Origin of the sequence: Streptomyces colonosanans (genome assembly GCF_001866645.1) — a bacterium.
GTDB classification, from domain to species: domain Bacteria; phylum Actinomycetota; class Actinomycetes; order Streptomycetales; family Streptomycetaceae; genus Streptomyces; species Streptomyces colonosanans.
The window spans coordinates 44,417-64,694 of the sequence record NZ_MLYP01000070.1; the positions used below are offsets into that span (position 1 = coordinate 44,417).

13 protein-coding genes are annotated in these 20,278 nt (G+C 71.5%); 6 read left to right on the top strand and 7 right to left on the bottom strand.

All coding sequences use genetic code 11. The annotated features are described in order from the left end of the window. Nucleotides 1-3: 3 nt before the first annotated feature. The 6 genes from BIV24_RS25460 to BIV24_RS25485 all read right to left on the bottom strand — a co-directional run bounded on the left by BIV24_RS25460 (nucleotide 4) and on the right by BIV24_RS25485 (nucleotide 12,067). Nucleotides 4-2,196, bottom strand: coding sequence for a bifunctional glycosyltransferase/CDP-glycerol:glycerophosphate glycerophosphotransferase (locus tag BIV24_RS25460; protein WP_071368771.1), 2,193 nt, complete (start codon nucleotides 2,194-2,196; stop codon nucleotides 4-6). Nucleotides 2,197-2,350: 154 nt separating this feature from the next. After that, nucleotides 2,351-4,606, bottom strand: a complete 2,256-nt coding sequence (locus BIV24_RS25465) for a bifunctional glycosyltransferase/CDP-glycerol:glycerophosphate glycerophosphotransferase (RefSeq protein WP_071368772.1) — start codon at nucleotides 4,604-4,606, stop codon at nucleotides 2,351-2,353. A 166-nt stretch (nucleotides 4,607-4,772) separates the two neighbouring features. After that, nucleotides 4,773-5,681 carry a carbohydrate ABC transporter permease gene (locus BIV24_RS25470; RefSeq protein WP_071368773.1) on the bottom strand — a complete coding sequence of 303 codons (909 nt, stop codon included), beginning with the start codon at nucleotides 5,679-5,681 and terminating at the stop codon, nucleotides 4,773-4,775. 180 nt (nucleotides 5,682-5,861) lie between these two features. Next, nucleotides 5,862-7,202: a carbohydrate ABC transporter permease gene (locus BIV24_RS25475; RefSeq protein ID WP_079168524.1), complete on the bottom strand. Its 1,341-nt coding sequence runs from the start codon at nucleotides 7,200-7,202 to the stop codon at nucleotides 5,862-5,864. A gap of 33 nt (nucleotides 7,203-7,235) precedes the next feature. After that, nucleotides 7,236-8,654: an ABC transporter substrate-binding protein gene (locus tag BIV24_RS25480; protein WP_071368774.1), complete on the bottom strand. Its 1,419-nt coding sequence runs from the start codon at nucleotides 8,652-8,654 to the stop codon at nucleotides 7,236-7,238. A gap of 185 nt (nucleotides 8,655-8,839) precedes the next feature. After that, nucleotides 8,840-12,067, bottom strand: coding sequence for an FtsK/SpoIIIE domain-containing protein (locus BIV24_RS25485; RefSeq protein WP_071368775.1), 3,228 nt, complete (start codon nucleotides 12,065-12,067; stop codon nucleotides 8,840-8,842). Between the two features lie 422 nt (nucleotides 12,068-12,489). Here BIV24_RS25485 and BIV24_RS25490 point away from each other — a divergent pair, with 422 nt between their 5' ends. From BIV24_RS25490 to BIV24_RS25505, 4 genes are all read left to right on the top strand, one after another. Continuing rightward, on the top strand, nucleotides 12,490-14,133 hold the full coding sequence (locus BIV24_RS25490) for a serine/threonine-protein kinase (protein WP_071368789.1): 1,644 nt from the start codon (nucleotides 12,490-12,492) through the stop codon (nucleotides 14,131-14,133). Between the two features lie 218 nt (nucleotides 14,134-14,351). Continuing rightward, a complete protein-coding gene (locus BIV24_RS25495; RefSeq protein ID WP_071368776.1) occupies nucleotides 14,352-15,584 on the top strand; it encodes a serine/threonine-protein kinase in 1,233 nt (410 codons plus the stop codon). 117 nt (nucleotides 15,585-15,701) lie between these two features. Then, a complete protein-coding gene (gene prfB, locus BIV24_RS25500; RefSeq protein WP_071368777.1) occupies nucleotides 15,702-16,808 on the top strand; it encodes a peptide chain release factor 2 in 1,107 nt (368 codons plus the stop codon). A 326-nt stretch (nucleotides 16,809-17,134) separates the two neighbouring features. Beyond that, nucleotides 17,135-17,797, top strand: coding sequence for an LPXTG cell wall anchor domain-containing protein (locus BIV24_RS25505; RefSeq protein WP_071368778.1), 663 nt, complete (start codon nucleotides 17,135-17,137; stop codon nucleotides 17,795-17,797). Between the two features lie 111 nt (nucleotides 17,798-17,908). Here the strand turns inward: BIV24_RS25505 and BIV24_RS25510 are convergent, their stop codons facing one another. After that, on the bottom strand, nucleotides 17,909-18,100 hold the full coding sequence (locus BIV24_RS25510; RefSeq protein ID WP_071368779.1) for a hypothetical protein: 192 nt from the start codon (nucleotides 18,098-18,100) through the stop codon (nucleotides 17,909-17,911). 341 nt (nucleotides 18,101-18,441) lie between these two features. Between BIV24_RS25510 and ftsE the strand changes: the two genes are divergently transcribed. Then, a complete protein-coding gene (ftsE, locus tag BIV24_RS25515) occupies nucleotides 18,442-19,131 on the top strand; it encodes a cell division ATP-binding protein FtsE (protein ID WP_071368780.1) in 690 nt (229 codons plus the stop codon). A gap of 28 nt (nucleotides 19,132-19,159) precedes the next feature. Next, the gene (gene ftsX, locus BIV24_RS25520) at nucleotides 19,160-20,080 is read left to right on the top strand and encodes a permease-like cell division protein FtsX (RefSeq protein ID WP_071368781.1); all 921 of its coding nucleotides are present in this window, start codon (nucleotides 19,160-19,162) and stop codon (nucleotides 20,078-20,080) included. Nucleotides 20,081-20,278: the final 198 nt, after the last annotated feature.

Genomic DNA, 20,278 nt, shown 5'->3' on the forward strand with positions numbered 1-20,278 from the left:
CGGTCAGCTCCTCACGAGGGCGTGGGCCGGGGCCGGGATGCGCTCGGCGAGCGGGATCACGGGCGGGATCGACTCGGGTGGCTCGCCCAGCAGCACCCGGCGGACGACGCGTTCGGCGGCGCGGCCGTCGTCGAACCCGCAGAAACGCTCCCGGAAGGCGGCGCGCAGGGCGGTGGCGGAGCGGCCCGCGTAGGAGCCGTCGCGGAACACCGACGCCAACTCCTCAGGTGTGCACGCCACCCTGCCGGGCGGGGCCTGCATCAGGTCGAAGTAGACGCCCCGGGTCTCCCGGTAGACCTCCCAGTCGTCGGCGTACACAACGATCGGCCGGTCCAGGTTGGCGTAGTCGAACATGATCGACGAGTAGTCGGTGATCAGCGCGTCGGCGGCCAGGCAGACGTCCTCGGCGGAGCGGTGCCGTGTGACGTCGATGATCCGGCCGGTGGCGCTCGCCGGGCCCCGGTCGTAGAAGTAGTGGGCGCGCAGCAGGACGACGTAGTCGTCGCCCACCGCCTCGCAGAACGCCTCCAGGTCCAGGCGCGTGTCGAAGCCGGTGCTGTAGTCGCGGTGCGTGGGCGCGTACAGAAGGGCCTTCCTGCCGTCGGGGACGCCCAGTTCACGGCGGACGCGGGCGACGTCCTCGGCGGTCGCCGTGTAGTAGACGTCGTTGCGCGGATACCCGTATTCGAGGGTCTCGTACGCGCCCGGGAACGCCCGCTCCCACATGTGGGTGGAGTGCCGGTTGGAGGAGAGGTTGTAGTCCCAGCGGTCCATGCGGGTCAGCAGCTTGGTGAAGCTGCCGGAGACGGCCGCGACCACGGGATACGTCGACTGGTCGACGCCCATCTTCTTCAGCGGCGTTCCGTGCTGGGTCTGCAGATGCACGCTTCCGGGCCGCTTGACCACGCCGTCCGCGAAGTTGGCGTTGTTGACGAGGTACTTGGCTCGGGCGAGGACGTCCCAGTAGGCACGGCTGCCGATCACCACGTACTCGACGCCCTTCGGCACGCTGTCCACCGCGTCACCTTCGACCAGGAACACCGACCGGATGTGCGGGGCCAGGTCACGGGCCTTGGCGTGGATCGCGGCCGGGTTGCAGGTGTAGCCGCGGCCCCAGTACGCGCAGTACACGGCGAGGTTCTCGTCGAGCGGGCGGCGCAGCTGCAGCGCGTACCGGGCGCGAGTGCGCGGCATGCGCGGCACCGGAGCCCGCTTCACCGCCCTTGCCGCGCCCTGGTTGAGGCACCGCAGTGCGTGGAACGCGGTGTAGGCGCCGGACGCGAGCAGCCGGTGCTGGACCCCGACGCTGCCCGTCGGCGGCCGGAACCCGGCCGGGCGGTGGCGGCGGTAGAGATGGCCCGCCCGCCGGAAAAAGGCCCGGCGCAGATGCGCGGGCAGCCGCTCCGGATGCGCGGCGGTTCTCAGCACGAGGGAGAAGAGCTGCTCGAACAATGGCTCCAACCGGTCCTCGGAAAGGGCGACTTCGCCCGCCCGGGTGAGTACCAGCTCCACCTGGTCGAGGAGGTCGAGCTGGTGCTCGCCGGGGCTGTGGAGCAAACTGCCCTGCCGGCGCAGCAGATGCCGTACACAGACCGAGCGCAGCACCGCCACGCGCTCCGCGGCGAGCGTGACCAGGCCGCCCCAGCCGATGTCGGTGAAGTGGCTCGAGGAGAAGACCAACTGGTGCCCGGTGAGGAACGCGCGGCGGTACGCGGCACTCCACACCGGGACCGACACACCGGTCAGCCCCGGGGCCTGCCCGGGTGCGAAGGCTCCGTCGGGTGCTCTGCCCAGCGGGGGAGTGGAGGTCGGGGAGTCCCACCAGTGGACCCGCTCGTGGTCGCAGTAGAGGACGTCCACGTCGCCCGTCGTCCGCAGCCGTGCGTCGATCGCCGCCAGCGCGCCGGGCGCGAGGACGTCGTCGCCGTCGAGGAACAGCAGGTAGGTCCCCCTCGCCGCCCCCATCCCGATGGTGCGGGCCACGCCCGGCCCGCCGGAGGGCGGCGAGGTGAGCGGGACGACGCGGCTGTGCTGCTCGGCGTACTCGGCGGCGACCGCGCCCGCCGGGGAATCGGGCGTGTCGCAGACCGGGATCAGCTCGAAGTCGCCGAAGGACTGGGTGAGAACCGAGTCCAGCGCCTGGGACAGACGGCCGGCGACGCCGAAGGCGGGGACGATGATGCTGAAGCGCGGCATTCTTGCCTTTCTCTTCTCGCCCCGGTCCGAGTCCCGGGGCCTGTACGTCGTGACAGTGCGGGAACGTCAGTGGCCCGGCCGTCCGGCGGGACGCCAGGTGATGGGCCTGCTGGGGGGCGTGCGCGGCATGGCGGAACTCCAGGACTCGGGGAGATCAGAGGCTCTCGGTGAGCGGCACGGGGCGGCTGGGCACCGGAACGGTCGTGAGCGGGGCCTCCGGCCGGTTCTCCAGGTCCAAGAGGGCCGGGCGGCGGTCGGCCAGGGGCACCACCGCCGGCAGCCAGGCGTTCGCCCCGTGCACGACCCGGCGTACGACCCGCTCGGCGACGCGCCCGTCGTCGTGCGGGCAGAAGCGCTCGCGGAACCGGGACCGCAGCTGTGCCGAGCGCGAGCCGCACCAGTGCCCCGTCGCGAAGATGTCGATCAGCTCGTCCTCGTCGCGCGCGATCGCGCCCGGTGGGAAGCCGCGCAGGTCGAAGTAGGTGCCACGGGTCGCCTCATACGTCTCCCAGTCGTCGGTGTACAGGACGATCGGCCGGTCGAGATTCGCGTAGTCGAACATCAGAGCGGAGTAGTCGGTGATCAGGACGTCCGCGGCCAGGCAGAGCGTCTCGACGCTCGGACGGTCGCTGACGTCGATCAGCCGGTCGCCGGTGGTCCGGGTCAGCGGCTCGCCGTACGAGGGGTGCGCACGGGTCAGCAGTACGAAGCGCGAGCCGAGTCGGCGCAGAACGCGCTCGAGATCGAGGGCCGGGCGCTGACCGTGGCAGTAGTCGCGGTACGTCGGCGCGTACAGGATCGCGACGGCGCCCTCCGGGATGCCGAGCGCCTGGCGCAGCCGGGCCACGTCCGCCGAGGTCGCCCGGGCGAAGGCGTCGTTGCGGGGGAGCCCGTACTCCAGGGTCGTGTACCCGGACGGGAACACCCGCTCCCAGACGACGGTGGAGTGGCGGTTCCCGGACACCACGTAGTCCCAGGTGTCGGCCGAGCGCAGCATCCGGTCGACGTCCGTGCCGCGGGCGACGGCCGGACGGTCCCTGAGGTCCAGGCCCATGCGCTTGAGCGGGGTGCCCTGCCGGGTCTGGATCACGATCTGGCCGGGGCGCTTGACCATCCGGTCGTCGAAGTCGGCGTTGTGGACGAGGTACTTGGAACGGGCCAGCGCCGTCCAGTACGCCGCCGAGCCGGGCCGCAGCCGGCGCGTGGCGGACGGGATGGTGTGGTGGTGCTCGGGGCGTGCGATCCACGCGGTGCGGATCTGTGGGGCCAGGCTGCGGAACGCGGACTCCAGAGCTCCCGGGTTGCAGCCGTACACGCCCCCCGCGTCACGCGTGAAGACGGCCCGGTCGGCGCGCAGGGGCAGACGCAGCTGGATGCGGTAGTGCACCCGGAGCGCGGCGGCGGCCAGACCGCGGCTCGCCTTCCTGGCCAGGCGTCCCGTACGGCGCGCGAGACGGGATGCCAGGGACAGCAGGCGGTAGGTGCGATGGCTGCCGAAGCGGACCAGCAGATGACGCGGGCGGAGCGGGGCGCCGGGGACTCGGTGGCGCAGGTAGTGGGCGCGGGCCCGGCGCAGGAACTCGGCGTGGCTGCCGCGGGGCAGCCGGCCGCGTCGGACGAAGACGGTGGCCAGATGGTCGACCATGCGCTGGAACAGCACCGGCCGCCAGGGGGCGAGTTCGGGATGTGCGTCGAGGTGTGCGAAGACCCGGTCGTACTGGTCGAAGACGTCGAAGTGCCTGCGGCTGGTCGTGCGGAGGATGCTGCCCTGGCGGCGCTGGCGGTAGTGGACGCAGACCCGGTCGAGGGTGGCGATCGTGTCCGCGGTCAGCAGTACCGGGAACGTCCAGGGTGTGTCCTCGTAGTAGCCGGGCGGGAAGGTGAAGCCCCCGCGCTCGACGAAGTCACGGCGGTACGCCTTGTTCCACACCACCATCAGCACCGACAGCAGACCGGGGCGGTCGTCGAGCCGGAAGGGCGCGGGGCCGTCCTCGGTGAGCAGGCCCGCGAGCCGGTTGCGGACCGTCTTCCCGGTCCAGTAGGTACGGGCGTAGTCGAAGATCAGGACGTCCGGGTCCGAGGTGGCCTCGAGCCGGTCGGCGATGCCCTGGAGTGCGTCCGGGGTCAGCGTGTCGTCGCTGTCCAGGAAGAGCAGATAGTCTCCGCTCGCCTGCGCGAGGCCCGCGTTGCGGGCCCGGCCGAGCCCCACGTTCTCCGGCAGGTGCAGCGGGCGCACGCGGGGATCGCGGGCGGCCAGCTCGTCGATGATCGCCCCGCAGGCGTCGGGCGAGCAGTCGTCGACCGCGATCACTTCGAGGTCCGTGTACGACTGCTCCAGCACGGAGGTGAGGCATTCCTCGAGGTACGCCTGAACCTTGTACGCGGGGACGATGACACTGAACCTGGGCAAGGGGCATCCATGGGGATCGACACGGGCATACTGCCCGGAAACGGCCGATGGAGTGGTTTGGTTACGCCGGACGCGGCATGTGGGGGAACGCCGCCGGAAACCCCCAGGTGAACGACGAGGGGTGGACCGGACTGCGGTCCACCCCTGAACTGCCGTACCGAAAGCGCTACTTGACGGCGCCCGCCATGACGCCCGACACGAACTGCCGCTGGAAGGCGAAGAACACCGCCAGCGGGATCACCATCGAGATGAACGCGCCCGGCGCCAGGACGTCGATGTTGTTGCCGAACTGGCGTACCTGGGTCTGCAGTGCCACCGTGATCGGCTGCGTGCCCGACTTGGTGAACACCAGGGCGACCAGCATGTCGTTCCACACCCACAGGAACTGGAAGATGGCGAGGCTCGCGATCGCGGGACCGCCGAGCGGCATCACGACCCGGGTGAACAGCCGCAGTTCGCCCGCGCCGTCCAGACGTGCCGCCTCCAGCAGTTCCCGGGGGATCTCCGCGAAGAAGTTCCGCAGCAGGAACACCGCGAAGGGCAGCCCGAAGCCCGTGTGGAAGAGGATCACTCCGAAGACCGTGCCGAACAGCCCGATCTTCCCGAACAGCTCGGCGATCGGGATCAGCGCCACCTGTACGGGCACGACCAGCAGACCGACCACGCCCAGGAACCACCAGTCGCGGCCCGGGAACTCCATCCAGGCGAAGGCGTAGGCCGCGAAAGAGCCGACCGCCACCACCAGGAGGGTCGCCGGGACGGTGATCAGGACCGTGTTCACCAGTGAGCTGGTGATGTCGCTGTTCTCCAGCAGCTTCTGGTAGCTCTCGAAGGTCAGTTGGGAAGGCTTGCTGAAGACCGTCCACCAGCCGGACGCGCTCATGTCGGACGGCTTGCGCAGCGAGGCCAGCAGCAGACCGATCGTCGGCACCAGCCAGAACAGGCCGACCAGGATGAGGAAGATGCGCAGCAGCCCGCCGCCTGCGCCTTCCACGAGCCGTGCGCCGAGAGACCGCTTCGCCTTGACGACGGTGACGGACGCCGCCTTCGGAACACTTTCGGCCTGGGTCGTCATCGCCGCACCTCCCGCCGCAGCCTGCGGATGTTGCTGCATTTTCCCGGGGGGCAGCCCCCGGACCCCCGGCCGAGTGCCCGCCGCGACCTCATCGCCGCACCTCCCGCCGCAGCCTGCGGATGTTGCTGCATTTTCCCGGGGGGCAGCCCCCGGACCCCCGGCCGAGTGCCCGCCGCGACCTCATCGCCGCACCTCCCGCCGCAGCCTGCGGATGTTGAACAGCATCACCGGGATGACGAGCAGCAGCAGGAACACCGCGATCGCGCTCGCGATGCCCGGCTGGTCCTCCGAGAAGCCCTTCCGGTACAGCTCCAGGGCCAGTACGTTCGCGTCGTGCTGGGACGAGCCCGGCGGGATGATGAAGACCAGGTCGAAGATCTTCAGCACGTTGATCATCAGCGTGACGACGACGACCGCGAGCACGGGCGCCAGCAGGGGCACGGTGACCCTCCGGAACACCTGCCACTCGTTCGCGCCGTCGACCCGCGCCGCCTCCAGCAGCTCCCGTGGCATGCCTGCGAGCCCCGCCCCGATCAGCACCATCGCGAAACCGGCCCACATCCATACATACGCGCCGATGACGGCGGGGGTGACGAGGGTCGGGCCGAGCCATTCGACACCGTTGTACGGCTCCCTGAAGTTGTCGGCCGGAAGCCGCAGCCGCGCCCCGTCCGCGGCGGCCGGGAGCGTGAACGTGCCATCGGCGGCCGTCTTGGTGGAGGCGACCACGCTGCCGCCCTTCACCGCCTCGATCCGCATACCCGCGTAGCCCTGCTCGGAGGGGTCCACCGCGCCCAGCTTCCCGACGCCCTTGCCGCGGGTGAAGTCCTGCCAGGCCGTGCCGGTGACCTTCCCGGGTTCCGGCTTCGCCTGGACGGCCGGCTTCGTGTTCTTGGGCATCTTGTCGGGGGCGACGCCCACGAGCGGGAGCACGACCGGCCGGCCGCTGTGCACGGTCGCGTGGGTGATGAAGCCGCCCTGATCGGCTTCGAGGGGCGAGCGGCGGCCCGGGTGCGCGTTCGGGAACGCGGACGATTCGGCGAACGTGTCGTGCACGCCCACCCACACCGCGTTGAGGGCGCCCTTGCTCGGGTCGGCGTCGTACACCAGCCGGAAGATGATCCCCGCGGCGAGCATCGAGATCGCCATCGGCATGAAGACGACCAGCTTGAACGCCGTGCCCCAGCGCACCCGTTCGGTGAGCACCGCGAAGATCAGACCCAGCGCGGTCGCGACGGTCGGCGCGAACACCACCCAGATGATGTTGTTCTTCAGGGCGGTGCGGACGCTGTCGTCCGTGAACAGGGCCTTGTAGTTGTCGAATCCGGCGAAGGAGTCGCCGGACTGGTCGAGGAAGCTGCGGATCAGCGAGTACCCGATCGGGTAGACCACGAGCGCGCCGAGCAGCACCAGGGCGGGCAGCAGGAAGAGGACTGCCACGGCCTTACGGGTGCCGGTCACGCTCTTGCGCGTACGGGCCTCGGGCTCCGGTGCGGGGCCCGAGGCCGTGACCGACGTCATCGCCGGCTCACTCCTCGTACGGTCATGCCCGGCTCAGTTCCCGTACGCCTTCGCCGCGTCCGCCTCCAGCTTCGCCTGGGTGCCCGCGACGTCCTTCGGGTTCCTCAGGAAGTCCTGGAGGTCCTTCCACTCGCCCTTGCCGGGGGTGCCGCCGAAGGCCTGCGGGGCCTGGTCGGACATGTCGAAGCGGAAGTTGTCGCCGGCCGCGATCAGCGCCTGGGCCATCGTCTGCTGGACCGCGTTCGGGTACGCGGACATCGCGACCGACTTGTTGGGCGAGAGATAGCCGCCGAGCTTGGCCTGGATGGTCGCCGCGTCCGGCGAGGCCAGGAAGGTGACCAGTGCCTGCGCCGCCTTGGAGTCCTTGAGGACGACGGCCGCGTCGCCGCCGGTGACCACCGGGGCCTGACCGCCCACGGCCGGGAAGGGGAACACCTTCGCGTCCGTGCCGATCTTCGCCTTGGTCTCGCCGATGTTGACCTGTGCGAAGTCGCCCTCGTAGACCATGGCGGCCTTCGGCTGGTCACCACCGGTGAAGGTCTGGGTGACCGAGGCCGGGAACTCGGTCTGCAAGGCGCCCTTGGTACCGCCCGCGAGGTAGTCCTTCTTGCCCCAGATATGGGCGAGCGTGGTGAGCGCCTCCTTCACGGACGGGTCCGTCCACTTGATCTTGTGCTGGGCGAGCTGGTCGTACTTCTTGGGGCCGGCCTGGGAGAGGTAGACGTTCTCGAACCAGTCGGTGAGGGTCCACCCGTCGGCGCCGCCGACGGAGAAGGGGGTGACACCGGAGTCGTACACGGCCTGGGCCGCCGTCATCAGCTCCTGCCAGGTCTTCGGCTCCTTGGCGCCCGCGCCCTCGAAGACCTTCGCGTTGTACCAGACCAGGGACTTGTTGGCGGCCTTGTAGTAGACGCCGTACCGCTTGCCGTTGACCGAGCCGATGTCCTGCCAGCCCTGCGAGTAGTTCTTGGCCAGCTCCGCCTGCGCCTCGGGGCCGAGGGGCTTGGCCCACCCCCGGTCGACGGCCTGCTTGATGGCGCCGGGCTGCGGAAGCAGCGCGACATCCGGCGGCTGCCCACCGGCGATCTTCGAACCGAGGAAGTTGATGACCGGGTCCTGGGCGGGCACATAAGTGACCTTGGCACCGGTGCGCTTCTCGAACTCGGCGAGGACCTTCTTGAAGTTGGCCTGCTCGCCGCCGGTCCAGACGGCGGCGATCTCCAGGTTCTGGCCGTCCAGCCGGGGGAGCGTTACCGTGCCGCCGCTCTCCTTGCCACCGCTGCTGCTGCTTGCCTTGTCGCCGCCGTCCTTGTTGTTGTCGCTGCTGCAGCCGGCCAGCGCGAGCGCCCCGGCGATCACGGCGGCCGCCGTGGCCTGTGCGGCTCGGCGGGTTCTGCGTGGGGGGTGCGTGGAGCGTTTCTGAGACCTGCGAATACGAAGAGTGCTGTGCATTACTGCCCCGTTCTTCGTTCCTCGTCGAACGTCGAGCGCTGTTTTGTGCGCTCTGGTCTACGCGCGGTCGTTCGGGGCGGCAAGAGCACCTGCACTGTCAACCAGGCGATCGTGACCGCGTCGTGACGTGCCGTCAGTGACGAGACCTTCCCACTCGGCACAGGCCGGACATACGGCACCCGGCGCTACGGCAGCGAAGGCACCTCGGCCGCCGACACCGACCGCGCCGCCCGCTCCAACGCGCTCGCCAGCAGGGCCAGGTCCGTCGGACCGTTGCCCAGTTCGCGCACGGGCCGCCGGGCCGGGGGGTCGCCCATGCGGTGCCACTCCACGGGGACGACCGTCGGGCGGAGCGTCGCCGTCCGGGGGATGCGCCCCGTGATCCGACCGCCCTGGAACGGCGTCACCCCGCCGTCCGCCCGCGTCAACTGCCCACGCCCGGAAGCTGGTTCGTCCGCACCCGAGGACGCCTCCTGCAGGGTGATCCGCAACGTGGCCGTACGGGCCGGTTCCCAGTCCGCGGTCCGTCCGCCCGGGCTCGTGGCGGCGACGAGGTGCACCCCGAGCCGGTCCCCGTCCCGGGCCACCGCCTCCAGCGCCCGTACGACCGACCCGGCCGCCGGCCGGCCCGGCGAACCCAGCGCCGGGGACAGCAGCGCGTCCAGATCGTCGACCAGCACGACCAGCCGCGCCAGGGGCGGCACCGCCTCCGTCCGCCGTCGCGTCGCTGCCGGCCGCAGCCGCAGCGTCGTGCTCGGCGGGCTGTCGAGGTCGCCGGAGGCCGTGCTCCCGGCCCGCTGCGGCGCGTCCCGGCCCGAGGTCTCCTGCTGCGCATGCCACTCGGTGAACCCGAGCCGCCCCAGCAGTTCGGCCCGCCGCTTCAGCTCGGCACTGAGCGACTGTGCGAACTCCCGCATGCGCACGGGGTCGTTGGCCGCCAGATGTGTGGTGACGTGCGGCAGATCCGTACAGACCCGCAGGCCGTCCCCGCCGGCGTTGCCGTTCGCCCCGCAGTCGCGGCCGTCGATGAGCACGATCGCCAGCCGGTCCGGTCGCTCGGCCGCCGCGAGCGACGCGGCGATCGAGCGCAGCAGTTCCGTACGTCCGCTGCCGGGCGGTCCCTCCACCAGCAGGTGCGGCCCCTCGGCGGCCAGGTCGACCCCCACCGGTCCGTGCGGCCCGGCACCGAGCACCGCCCCTGCGCGCCCGCCGAGCGCCTCCGTGTCGTCCGCCGCGTCCGCCCAGCGCGCCATCAGGGACGCCGGGGTGGCCCGCGCCAGACCCAACTCGTCCAGCAGCCGGGCCGCCTGGGGCAGCGGCGCCGACACGCGCGTGTGCCGGTCCCCGCTGCCGTCGGTCCGCAGCGGGGCGAGCGCCCGGGCGAACCGCTGCGCCCACGCGGGGGACACCGCGTCCACGGCGGCGAGCGTCCCGTGCCCCACGGGACCGGGGTGCCCCTGCGCCGCGTCCGGGCCGGTCCCGGTCGCGACCCGCAGCAGCCGCAGTGCCGTCGCCACGTCGCCGCTCAGCAGGGCGACGGTGCCGCACTCCCGGAACGCGGGAGAGGCCGTGCACGCCGCCTCGTACGTCTCCGTCACCGGAGACACGGGCGAGGCGGACGGCGTCTCGGCCAGGACGAGGACGTGGATTTTGGCCCGCGCACCCTCGCGGGCCAGCCGCACCACGGCCTCCCGCACATCGGCGCCGCCGGGGTCCCCGTCCACGAGCACCACGGTGTACGGCCCCGGGAAGGCGCCGGCCGGGCCGCCCCGCGCGGCTGCGGCCGAGCCGCCCGTGTCCCGGGGTCCGTCCGGGACCGTCCGACGGTCCTCCAGGCGGCGCAGCAGTTCGTCCGCGCGGGCCGCCGCCTGGTCGCGGTCGTACGCCAGCAGGAGACGGCAGTCCTGGCCATGGGTCGGGCGCAGGTGCGGCAGCCAGCCGAGCCAGGACCACTCGGCGGTGCGCTCTTCCCGTGTGCGCGAGCGGTCGGTGCTGATCAGGACCAGTTCGAGTGTGTCGGGGGAGTGCAGTGCGGCGAGCTGTGCCACCACCGCGCGTGCCAGCCCTGCCAGTCGCGCGCGGGGCCCGGCCAGGCCGAGGGCGCCGGCCTCGCGCAATCCGGCGGTCACGGGGACGGCGGGCAGCAGTCCCGAACCGTCGGGCGCCGCCCGGTCGGCCGTGCCCAGCCGTACCGTGAGCGCCTCCGGGTGCCCGGGGCCGCGCTCCCACAGCCTGGGGCCCGGGCCGAGCACGGTCAGCAGCAGCGCGGCCGGGTCCGGCCATGTCTCCGGCGCGCGGGCGGCGCCGGGCGCGGGCTGCGGCACGTCACTGTCGTACCCGGTCCGTCCGGCGCCGCCGTGTTCGCCGCGGCCATGGGCCAGCCGCCGGGCCCACGCGGTGAAACCGCCGCGCCTGCGCACCCCCGGCGGCACGTCCGTCCCGCGCGGCGGGGTGTTCTTGCGCGTGCCCTCGCCGGTGACCTCTGCGGGGACGGACGGCTCCGCGGGCTCGTGCTCCTGCGCCCCCGGGGCGCCCCAGCCGGTGACGCCGAAGCCGTGCTGCGTGTCCCCCGAGGGGCCGCCGACCGCCGAGGAACGGCCGACGAGGGTGGGATCACCGGTCCCGGAGCCGTGTACGCCCGCCATGCCGTCCGGGCCGGGCGTCCCGGCCGCGGCGGACCCCGCCTCTGTGGCGTCCTCCCCGTGCGTCCGGGGCGCGGTCGCGGCCGTCTCCGGCCCTGCGGGAGCGCCGGAACTTCCCGGACCCTCCTCACCGAGGACCCGCACATGCCCCTCGCCGTCCGGCGCCGTCCGCACCGACCGCACGCCGCTGGGCGGGACCAGCCGCAGGGCCGACTCGCCGAGGCGCAGCAGGACCCCGGGGGTGAAGCGCACGGGGCGCTCGGTCACCCGTATGCCATCGAGCACGGTGCCGTTCGTGGACCCCAGGTCGGCGACCGAGACCCGGCCGTCGGCGCCGACCGTGACCGCGCAGTGCAGCCGGGAGACATCCGGGTCGTCGAGCGGGACGTCCGCGTCGGCGGAGCGGCCTATGCGGATCACGCCGCCGTGCAGCAGATGGACGCCGCCCGCGTCCGGGCCCGCGACCACGTGCAGCTGGGCCGCGTCCTCGTCCGGCTCGGGGCCCGGCTCGGTGGGGGCGCCCAGGGTCAGGACCGCGCCGTCCAGCAGCGGCGGCTCACCCAGCGTGCAGCGCTGGACGTCCAGCCGCTCCGTGCCCGCGAAGAGCACCACGGGGTTGTCGCCCCCACCGACCGCCGAGGCCAGACCCGACGCCACCGCGGCCAGCGCGGTTCCGGCGGGCGCGGTGACCAGCACGTCGCAGCTCGCGGCGCGCGCCCGTGACTCCGGGGGCGGGCCCAGTGGGTCTACGACGGTCAGCCGGATCTGCATCGCCCTCAGCGGTCCCTTCTGCGCGGGCGCCGGCGCACGGGGACGGGGCCGCGCCCGCGGTCCACCACCGCAGACTCCTCCCCCACCGCACACGAGCACATGGGCCAGTACTGGGGTGCATCCTCGCACCTGCCGCCGACAACGTGCCCGCCGCCCAGCGTCAAATGATCTTGATTGGTCGGCTCTGCCCGCAAAAGTGCCTCACCGGTGCCCGGCGGTTGTCCGCTTGAGATCGCTCACGCCCCGCTCTGGCAACCAACTGCACCGAAGCGAGCGTCTTTTCAACGAACATGTACGGGAGCGATGTGCGTGAACCGTAGGCCGTCGACAGCCCGGCGCCGGGTTCCCCGGCACTACAGTGGGTCGGAACACCCGCAGTGGGGTGGACGGACCAGGCAGGCAAGCAGCAGGGAGCCCATGACGTGCGGCCGGTAGGCAGCAAATACCTGCTCGAGGAGCCGCTCGGACGCGGCGCCACGGGCACCGTCTGGCGAGCCCGCCAGAAGGAGGCCGCGGGCGCCGAGGCGGCAGTCGCCGGCGAGCCCGGCGAGACCGTGGCGATCAAGGTCCTCAAAGAGGAGCTGGCGAACGACTCGGACGTCGTGATGCGGTTCCTGCGGGAGCGGTCCGTCCTGCTCCGGCTGACCCATCCCAACATCGTGCGGGTGCGGGACCTGGTCGTCGAGGGCGATCTGCTGGCGCTGGTCATGGACCTCGTCGACGGCCCCGACCTGCACCGCTACCTCCGCGAGAACGGCCCCTTGACGCCCGTCGCGGCCGCCCTGCTCACCGCGCAGGTCGCCGACGCGCTGGCCGCGAGCCACGCCGACGGCGTCGTGCACCGCGACCTGAAGCCCGCGAACGTCCTGCTCAAGCAGGACGACGGCCAGATGCACCCGATGCTGACCGACTTCGGCATCGCCCGGCTGGCCGACTCACCGGGCCTCACGCGCACGCACGAGTTCGTGGGCACGCCCGCGTACGTCGCCCCGGAGTCCGCCGAGGGCCGACCGCAGACCTCCGCCGTCGACATCTACGGCGCGGGCATCCTGCTGTACGAGCTGGTCACCGGGCGCCCGCCGTTCTCCGGTGAGTCGGCTCTCGAGGTGCTCCACCAGCACCTGAGCGCCGAACCGCGCCGTCCCTCGACGGTCCCCGAGCCGCTGTGGACGGCCATAGAGCGCTGCCTGCGCAAGAGCCCCGACGAGCGGCCCAGCGCCGAGAACCTGGCGCGTGCGCTGCGGGTGGTCGCCGAGGGTGTCGGCGTGCACGCGAACGCCGCGCAGATCGCCGCCTCGGAGGGCGTGGCCGCGCTGCTCGCGCCGGACCCGGACCCGGCCGCCGTCCCCGGCTCCGCCGACCCCACGCAGGTGCTGCCGCAGGGTGCGGCCTCGTACGACCCGAGCGCGGCGACCAGCGTCCTGCCGCACACCTCGGCGGGCCCCACGGGCGCCGCGGACCCCACCGCCGTCCTGCCGAGCACCGGCGCGGCCGACCCGACGGCCGTCATGCCGCCGATGCCGCAGCACCAGCCGGAGGGGCAGCCCCGGCCGGACGAGCCGCACCCCTGGCAGAACCAGCTGCGCGCGGCGCGGGACCGTAACGAGCAGACGCAGGTCCAGGCGTACCTCGACCCTGGTGAGGACCCGCTGCGGCGCCGTCCGCAGCGGCAGGTCGCGCGCCCGCAGCAGCGTCCGCAGCCCCGACAGCAGCAGCCGGCGCCCGGCTACGGCCCACAGCAGCGGCAGCCCCAGCAGTACCCGCCCCAGCGGCAGCAGTACGCTCCCGCCCCGCAGCAGCCCCAGCAGCCGGCGCCGCGTCCACAGCGCGAACCCCGGCCGCCGCGGCAGCGCAGCGCCAATCCGATGAAGATCCCGGGACTGGGCTGCCTGAAGGGGTGCCTGTTCACGATCGTCATCCTGTTCGTCGCCGGGTGGCTGGTCTGGGAGTTCACCCCGCTTCAGGACTGGATCGGCACGTCGAAGTCGTACTGGCACCAGCTGAGCGACTGGTTCCACACCGTGAGCGGGTGGATCGGGGATCTGGGCGGCGGCAGCAGTTCCTGAACTGCGGCTGCTCAAGGTGACCCAAGAGCGCTGTGAGCTTGGGGATTTGTCGACATCGGCCGGGTGATTTCCGCCTCCGCGGTGAAGGTTGGGGCTCCGGACGCGTAGTTTTGTCGGCCGGGGCCGGAGTTCGCGGCGTCAGCCGCCGATGTCACGGCCCCTGTCACGGCCCCGCAACGGCGCAGAGTCGGCACCACGCGTCCCCAGTAGGAGCAGTCTTGGCACGGAAGATCGGCAGCCGGTACACAGCGCACCAGATCCTGGGGCGGGGGAGTGCCGGCACGGTGTGGCTGGGCGAGGGGCCGGAGGGGCCCGTGGCCATCAAGCTGCTGCGCGAGGACCTCGCGTCCGACCAGGAGCTCGTGGGCCGCTTCGTCCAGGAGCGCACGGCCCTGCTGGGGCTCGACCACCCGAACGTGGTGTCGGTACGGGACATGGTGGTCGACGGGAACGACCTGGCCCTGGTCATGGACCTGGTCCGGGGCACGGATCTGCGCACCCGGCTGGAGCGCGAGCGGCGGCTGGCCCCCGAGGCGGCGGTGGCGATCGTGGCGGACGTGGCGGACGGGCTGGCGGCGGCGCACGCGGCCGGCGTCGTGCACCGCGATGTGAAGCCGGAGAACGTGCTGCTGGACATGCAGGGACCGCTGGGCCCCGGCGGTGCGCACCCGGCGCTGCTGACCGACTTCGGCGTGGCGAAGCTGATCGACTCGCCCCGCAGGACCAGGGCGACGAAGATCATCGGCACCCCGGACTACCTGGCACCGGAGCTCGTGGAGGGCCTGCCGCCGCGGGCGGCGGTGGACATCTACGCGCTGGCGACGGTCCTGTACGAGCTGCTGGCGGGCTTCACGCCGTTCGGCGGCGGGCACCCGGGCGCGGTGCTGCGCCGCCATGTCACGGAGACCGTGGTCCCGCTCCCCGGCATTCCGGAGGAGCTGTGGCAGCTGCTCGTGCAGTGCCTGGCGAAGGCGCCGGCGTCGCGGCTGCGGGCCTCGGAGCTGGCGTCGCGGCTGCGGGAGCAGCTGCCGATGCTGGCGGGGATGCCGCCGCTGGACGTGGACGAGCCGGACGCGGCTCCGGAGGAGGAGCCGTACGAGGCGGCCGCGCCCCGGGAGTCGGGGGCGGCGCGGGTACGCCGGGGGGCGGTGCCGCTGGTACCGGGGGCGAAAACGGACTCCAACCGGGACACGCACACATCGATGCGGGTGCCCGGGCCGGACGAGCTGGCGGGTGGGGCCCGCGGTACGGCCCGCGCACCCCGGGCCGCGGGTGCCCCGCGCCCCGGTTCGGCCCGCAACCGGGTCCAGGCCCGCCGCCGCCGGATCGCGCTGGGTGCGGCGGCAGTGGCACTGCTGGCGGCGCTCGGGCTGGGCGCCTGGCTGGCGGCGCCCGGCGACGACGGCGATCAGCCCCCCGCCACGCGGAACTCGGCCCCCGCGTCGCCCTGATCCCGGCGCGGCATCCGTCCGCCAAGGCCGGGCGCGACGGCATCCGCTCGGCGGGCACCCCCTGTAACCGACGGTTACCCGGCATGGGCTCTCCGGCGAAGCCGTTACGCTGGATGCGTGGCAGTCGTCGATGTATCCGAAGAGCTCAAGTCCCTCTCCTCGACCATGGAGTCGATCGAGGCCGTTCTGGACCTCGACAAGCTGAGGGCAGACATCGCCGTGCTCGAGGAGCAGGCGGCCGCGCCGTCCCTCTGGGACAACCCGGAAGAGGCGCAGAAGATCACCAGTAAGCTCTCCCACCTCCAGGCCGAGGTGCGGAAGGCAGAGGCCTTGCGCGGCCGGATCGATGACCTCGGTGTGCTCTTCGAGCTCGCCGAGGCCGAGGACGACCCGGACACCCGTGCCGAGGCCGAGGCCGAGCTGGCCGACGTGAAGAAGGCGCTGGACGAGATGGAGGTCCGGACGCTGCTGTCCGGCGAGTACGACGCCCGTGAGGCGCTCGTCAACATCCGTGCCGAGGCCGGCGGCGTCGACGCCGCCGACTTCGCGGAGAAGCTCCAGCGCATGTACCTGCGCTGGGCCGAGCAGCACGGATACAAGACCGAGATCTACGAGACGTCGTACGCCGAAGAGGCCGGCATCAAGTCCACGACCTTCGCGGTCCAGGCGCCGTACGCCTACGGCACCCTCTCCGTCGAGCAGGGAACGCACCGGCTCGTCCGTATCTCCCCCTTCGACAACCAGGGGCGCCGCCAGACCTCCTTCGCCGGGGTCGAGGTCCTTCCCGTCGTCGAGCAGTCCGACCACGTCGAGATCGACGAGGCCGACGTCCGGGTCGACGTGTTCCGCGCCTCAGGCCCCGGTGGTCAGGGCGTCAACACGACCGACTCCGCGGTGCGGCTCACCCACATCCCCACCGGCATCGTCGTCACCTGCCAGAACGAGCGGTCCCAGATCCAGAACAGGGCCTCCGCGATGAACGTTCTGCAGGCCAAGCTCCTGGAGCGGCGCCGGCAGGAGGAGCAGGCCAAGATGGACGCCCTCAAGGGTGACGGCGGCAACTCCTGGGGCAACCAGATGCGCTCGTACGTACTGCACCCGTACCAGATGGTCAAGGACCTGCGGACCGAGCACGAAGTCGGCAACCCCGAGGCCGTGTTCAACGGTGAGATCGACGGCTTCGTCGAGGCCGGGATTCGCTGGCGCAAGCAGCAGGAGAAGTAACCCCGGCGGGATCCGGCGCCACTGCCGCCGGCGAACAGCGCTTTGTCGACAAGGCAACTGCCCCTCGTACAGGGGCGGTTGCCTTGTCTGACGTCGAATGCCTGGGTTTTACATCACACTCAGAGCCCCGTCTCTCCCCCAAAAGATCACTTACGGGGCATCGCGCGCGCAACGCCCTTGACGCTGCTGTGAAAAGTCGGAAGGGTGAACGCGGCATGCGTATCTCTGGGGCGTATGTGAACCGGGGGGTCCGAGCACAGCCGCCCCCGATGCCGTGGCCCCGGACGCTGCTCCATTGACGATCAGCTACTGGGGGTAGCAGGCAGATGACCAAGAAGACGCGGATCCGTGTGGCGCGGATTGCCGCCGGTGCGGTGATCGCCGCAGGTGCGTCGCTGACCGCCGCGGGCGCCGCCTCGGCGCTCGACAACAACAGCGTCAGCGTCAGCGTGAACGAGAACGGCGTGGGCGTGGGCGCGGGCGTAGGGGGAGAAGAGGAACCGCCCGCTCCTACGCCCAGCGAGACCGGCATTCCCACGGAGGAGCCCCCGACGGAGACGCCTCCCACGGAGCAGCCTCCTACGGAGGAGCCGCCCACGGAGGAGCCGCCCACGGAGCAGCCTCCCACGGAGCAGCCTCCCACCACGAACGAGCCGACCGACACCCCGTCCCAGCCCACCGAGCCGACGGAGGGCCCGAACAACGGTGGCGGCAACAGCGGCGGCAAGGGCGGCGGCGACAACACCAACCCGGACGGCGGCAACAGCCCGGTCCAGCAGGGCAAGGGCTCCTCGGGCCTGATCGACACCGGTGCGGGCAGCGGCAACTCCGACACCTCCGCCCAGGGCAAGGGCGGCAAGGAGCTGGCCGACACGGGTGCCGCGGAGACCACGTTCCTGCTGGTCGGCGCGGCCACGATGATCGTCGGCGGTATCGGCTTCCGAGTGCTGCCGCGCCTGATGAACGGCCGCGGCGGGGCCGCAGCCTGATTCACGACGCGCAGCCTGAATCACTGGCGTGAGAATCGCGTGAGAAGGGCCCGGGGCATCCGCCCCGGGCCCTTCCCGTACGTCCCTGCGCCTTCGCGGCGCACCACCGCCCTACGCCGTCTGGTGCGCCAGCAGCGCCACCGCCGCGATCAGCACGGCCGCAAGCACGATCAGCGCCGTCGGATTCAGCCCTGACCAGGGGCTTTCCTGCTGGAGCCGCTCCCGGCTGGCACGGCAGACGGGGCAGCGACCCTCACTCACGGGCGCCGCGCAGTTCGCGCACACCAATCGGTCGTACGTCATGCGCCCTGCCTTCCTCGTGCCGCTTCCACGTACACAACGCTTCCGGGAACGCAAGCGTTCCTCACTCCACTGTGCCAGGTTCCGCGAGTCACTGCGCGGGCGCGGCCGGTCACAGGCCCCAGGGAGGGGTGGGTGGGCGCCGGACCACGGCCGCGGGCCGTCCACGGCCGGGCGCATCTGCGCAGTGAGTCCGCACGGCGTCACGGCTTTGCCTCTGTACGGGACACACCCTCGGGTACAAAAACGCACATCTCCTGCGCAACCCCGACCGGCGACTGCGCTCGCGCACCCGCTTCGCGTATGGTCACGCTCACCTACCCCCAACGGCCCGTGGTGCATCCGTGATCCGATTCGACAATGTCTCCAAGGTCTACCCGAAGCAGAATCACCCTGCGCTCAGGGATGTCTCCCTGGAAGTGGAGAAGGGCGAGTTCGTCTTCCTCGTGGGGTCCTCCGGCTCCGGAAAGTCCACCTTCCTACGGCTGGTCCTCCGCGAGGAGCGCGCCAGCCACGGCCAGGTGCACGTCCTGGGCAAGGACCTCGCCCGCGTCTCCAACTGGAAGGTGCCGCACATGCGCCGCCAGCTGGGAACGGTGTTCCAGGACTTCCGGCTCCTGCCGAACAAGACGGTCGCCGAGAACGTGGCCTTCGCACAGGAGGTCATCGGCAAGTCACGCGGAGAGATCCGCAAGTCCGTGCCCCAGGTGCTCGACCTCGTCGGGCTCGGCGGCAAGGAGGACCGCAGACCCGGCGAACTCTCCGGTGGTGAACAGCAGCGCGTCGCCATCGCGCGGGCCTTCGTCAACCGCCCCAAGCTGCTGATCGCCGACGAGCCCACCGGCAACCTCGACCCGCAGACCTCGGTCGGCATCATGAAGCTGCTCGACCGGATCAACCGGACGGGTACGACCGTGGTGATGGCGACCCACGACCAGAACATCGTGGACCAGATGCGCAAGCGCGTCATCGAGCTGGAGAAGGGCCGCCTCGTCCGCGACCAGGCGCGCGGCGTCTACGGCTACCAGCACTGAATTCCACGGAAAGGCTTGAACAGACGCCATGCGCGCGCAGTTCGTTCTGTCGGAGATCGGTGTCGGTCTCCGTCGCAATCTGACGATGACCTTCGCCGTCATCGTCTCCGTCGCTCTCTCCCTGGCGCTCTTCGGCGGTTCTCTGCTGATGACCGACCAGGTGGGCGCGATGAAGGGCTACTGGTACGACAAGGTCAACGTCTCGATCTTCCTCTGCAACAAGAGCGACGCGGAGTCCGACCCCAACTGCTCCAAGGGTGCGGTCACCGAGGAGCAGAAGAAGCAGATCCTCGGCGACCTGAACAAGATGACGACCGTCGTCCAGAAGGTCACCTACGAGTCGCAGGACGAGGCCTACAAGCACTACAAGCAGCAGTTCGGCGACTCCCCGCTGGCCAGTTCGCTCACCCCGGACCAGATGCAGGAGTCGTACCGCATCAAACTGAAGGACCCGCAGAAGTACCAGGTCATCGCGACCGCGTTCAACGGCCGTGGCGGCGTGCAGTCCGTGCAGGACCAGAAGGGCATCCTCGACAACCTCTTCGGTCTGCTGCGGCTGATGAACAGCGCGGCGCTCGGCGTCATGGCGCTCATGCTGGTCGTCGCGCTGCTGCTGATCGTCAACACTGTGCGCGTCTCCGCGTTCAGCCGTAGGCGGGAGACCGGGATCATGCGACTGGTCGGCGCCTCCGCCTTCTACATCCAGGCGCCGTTCATCATGGAGGCCGCGGTCGCGGGACTGATCGGCGGCGGTCTGGCATGCGTTTTCCTGGTCAGCGGGCGGTACTTCACCATCGACCACGGCATGGCCCTGTCCTCCAAGCTGAACCTCATCAACTTCGTGGGCTGGGACGCCGTGTGGACCAAGCTTCCGCTGATTCTCGCCACGAGTGTGCTGATGCCCGCGCTCGCCGCGTTCTTCGCCTTGCGCAAGTATCTGAAGGTATGACGCACGCCGACGGGGCCGGACGGGCAACAGCCCGTCCGGCCCCGCGCGTTGTCCCAGCGCCCCAACAGACAACGTTCGCCCCGTCGCGCCGCCCGGCACGCTCCCCCAAGCTCTTCGAGCAGGGGGTACCCCCCACTCGCCGCACCGGCCGAAAACCCAAGTACATCCAGTACGAGGGCTTCCGGCCGGCACGCCGGT

Coding starts and splice junctions, on each gene's coding strand:
- BIV24_RS25460 (WP_071368771.1), bottom strand. CDS start 2,196: ATGCCGCGCTTCAGCATCATCGTCCCCGCCTTCGGCGTCGCCGGCCGT.
- BIV24_RS25470 (WP_071368773.1), bottom strand. CDS start 5,681: ATGACGACCCAGGCCGAAAGTGTTCCGAAGGCGGCGTCCGTCACCGTC.
- BIV24_RS25475 (WP_079168524.1), bottom strand. CDS start 7,202: ATGACGTCGGTCACGGCCTCGGGCCCCGCACCGGAGCCCGAGGCCCGT.
- BIV24_RS25480 (WP_071368774.1), bottom strand. CDS start 8,654: ATGCACAGCACTCTTCGTATTCGCAGGTCTCAGAAACGCTCCACGCAC.
- BIV24_RS25485 (WP_071368775.1), bottom strand. CDS start 12,067: ATGCAGATCCGGCTGACCGTCGTAGACCCACTGGGCCCGCCCCCGGAG.
- BIV24_RS25505 (WP_071368778.1), top strand. CDS start 17,135: ATGACCAAGAAGACGCGGATCCGTGTGGCGCGGATTGCCGCCGGTGCG.
- BIV24_RS25510 (WP_071368779.1), bottom strand. CDS start 18,100: ATGACGTACGACCGATTGGTGTGCGCGAACTGCGCGGCGCCCGTGAGT.
- ftsX (WP_071368781.1), top strand. CDS start 19,160: ATGCGCGCGCAGTTCGTTCTGTCGGAGATCGGTGTCGGTCTCCGTCGC.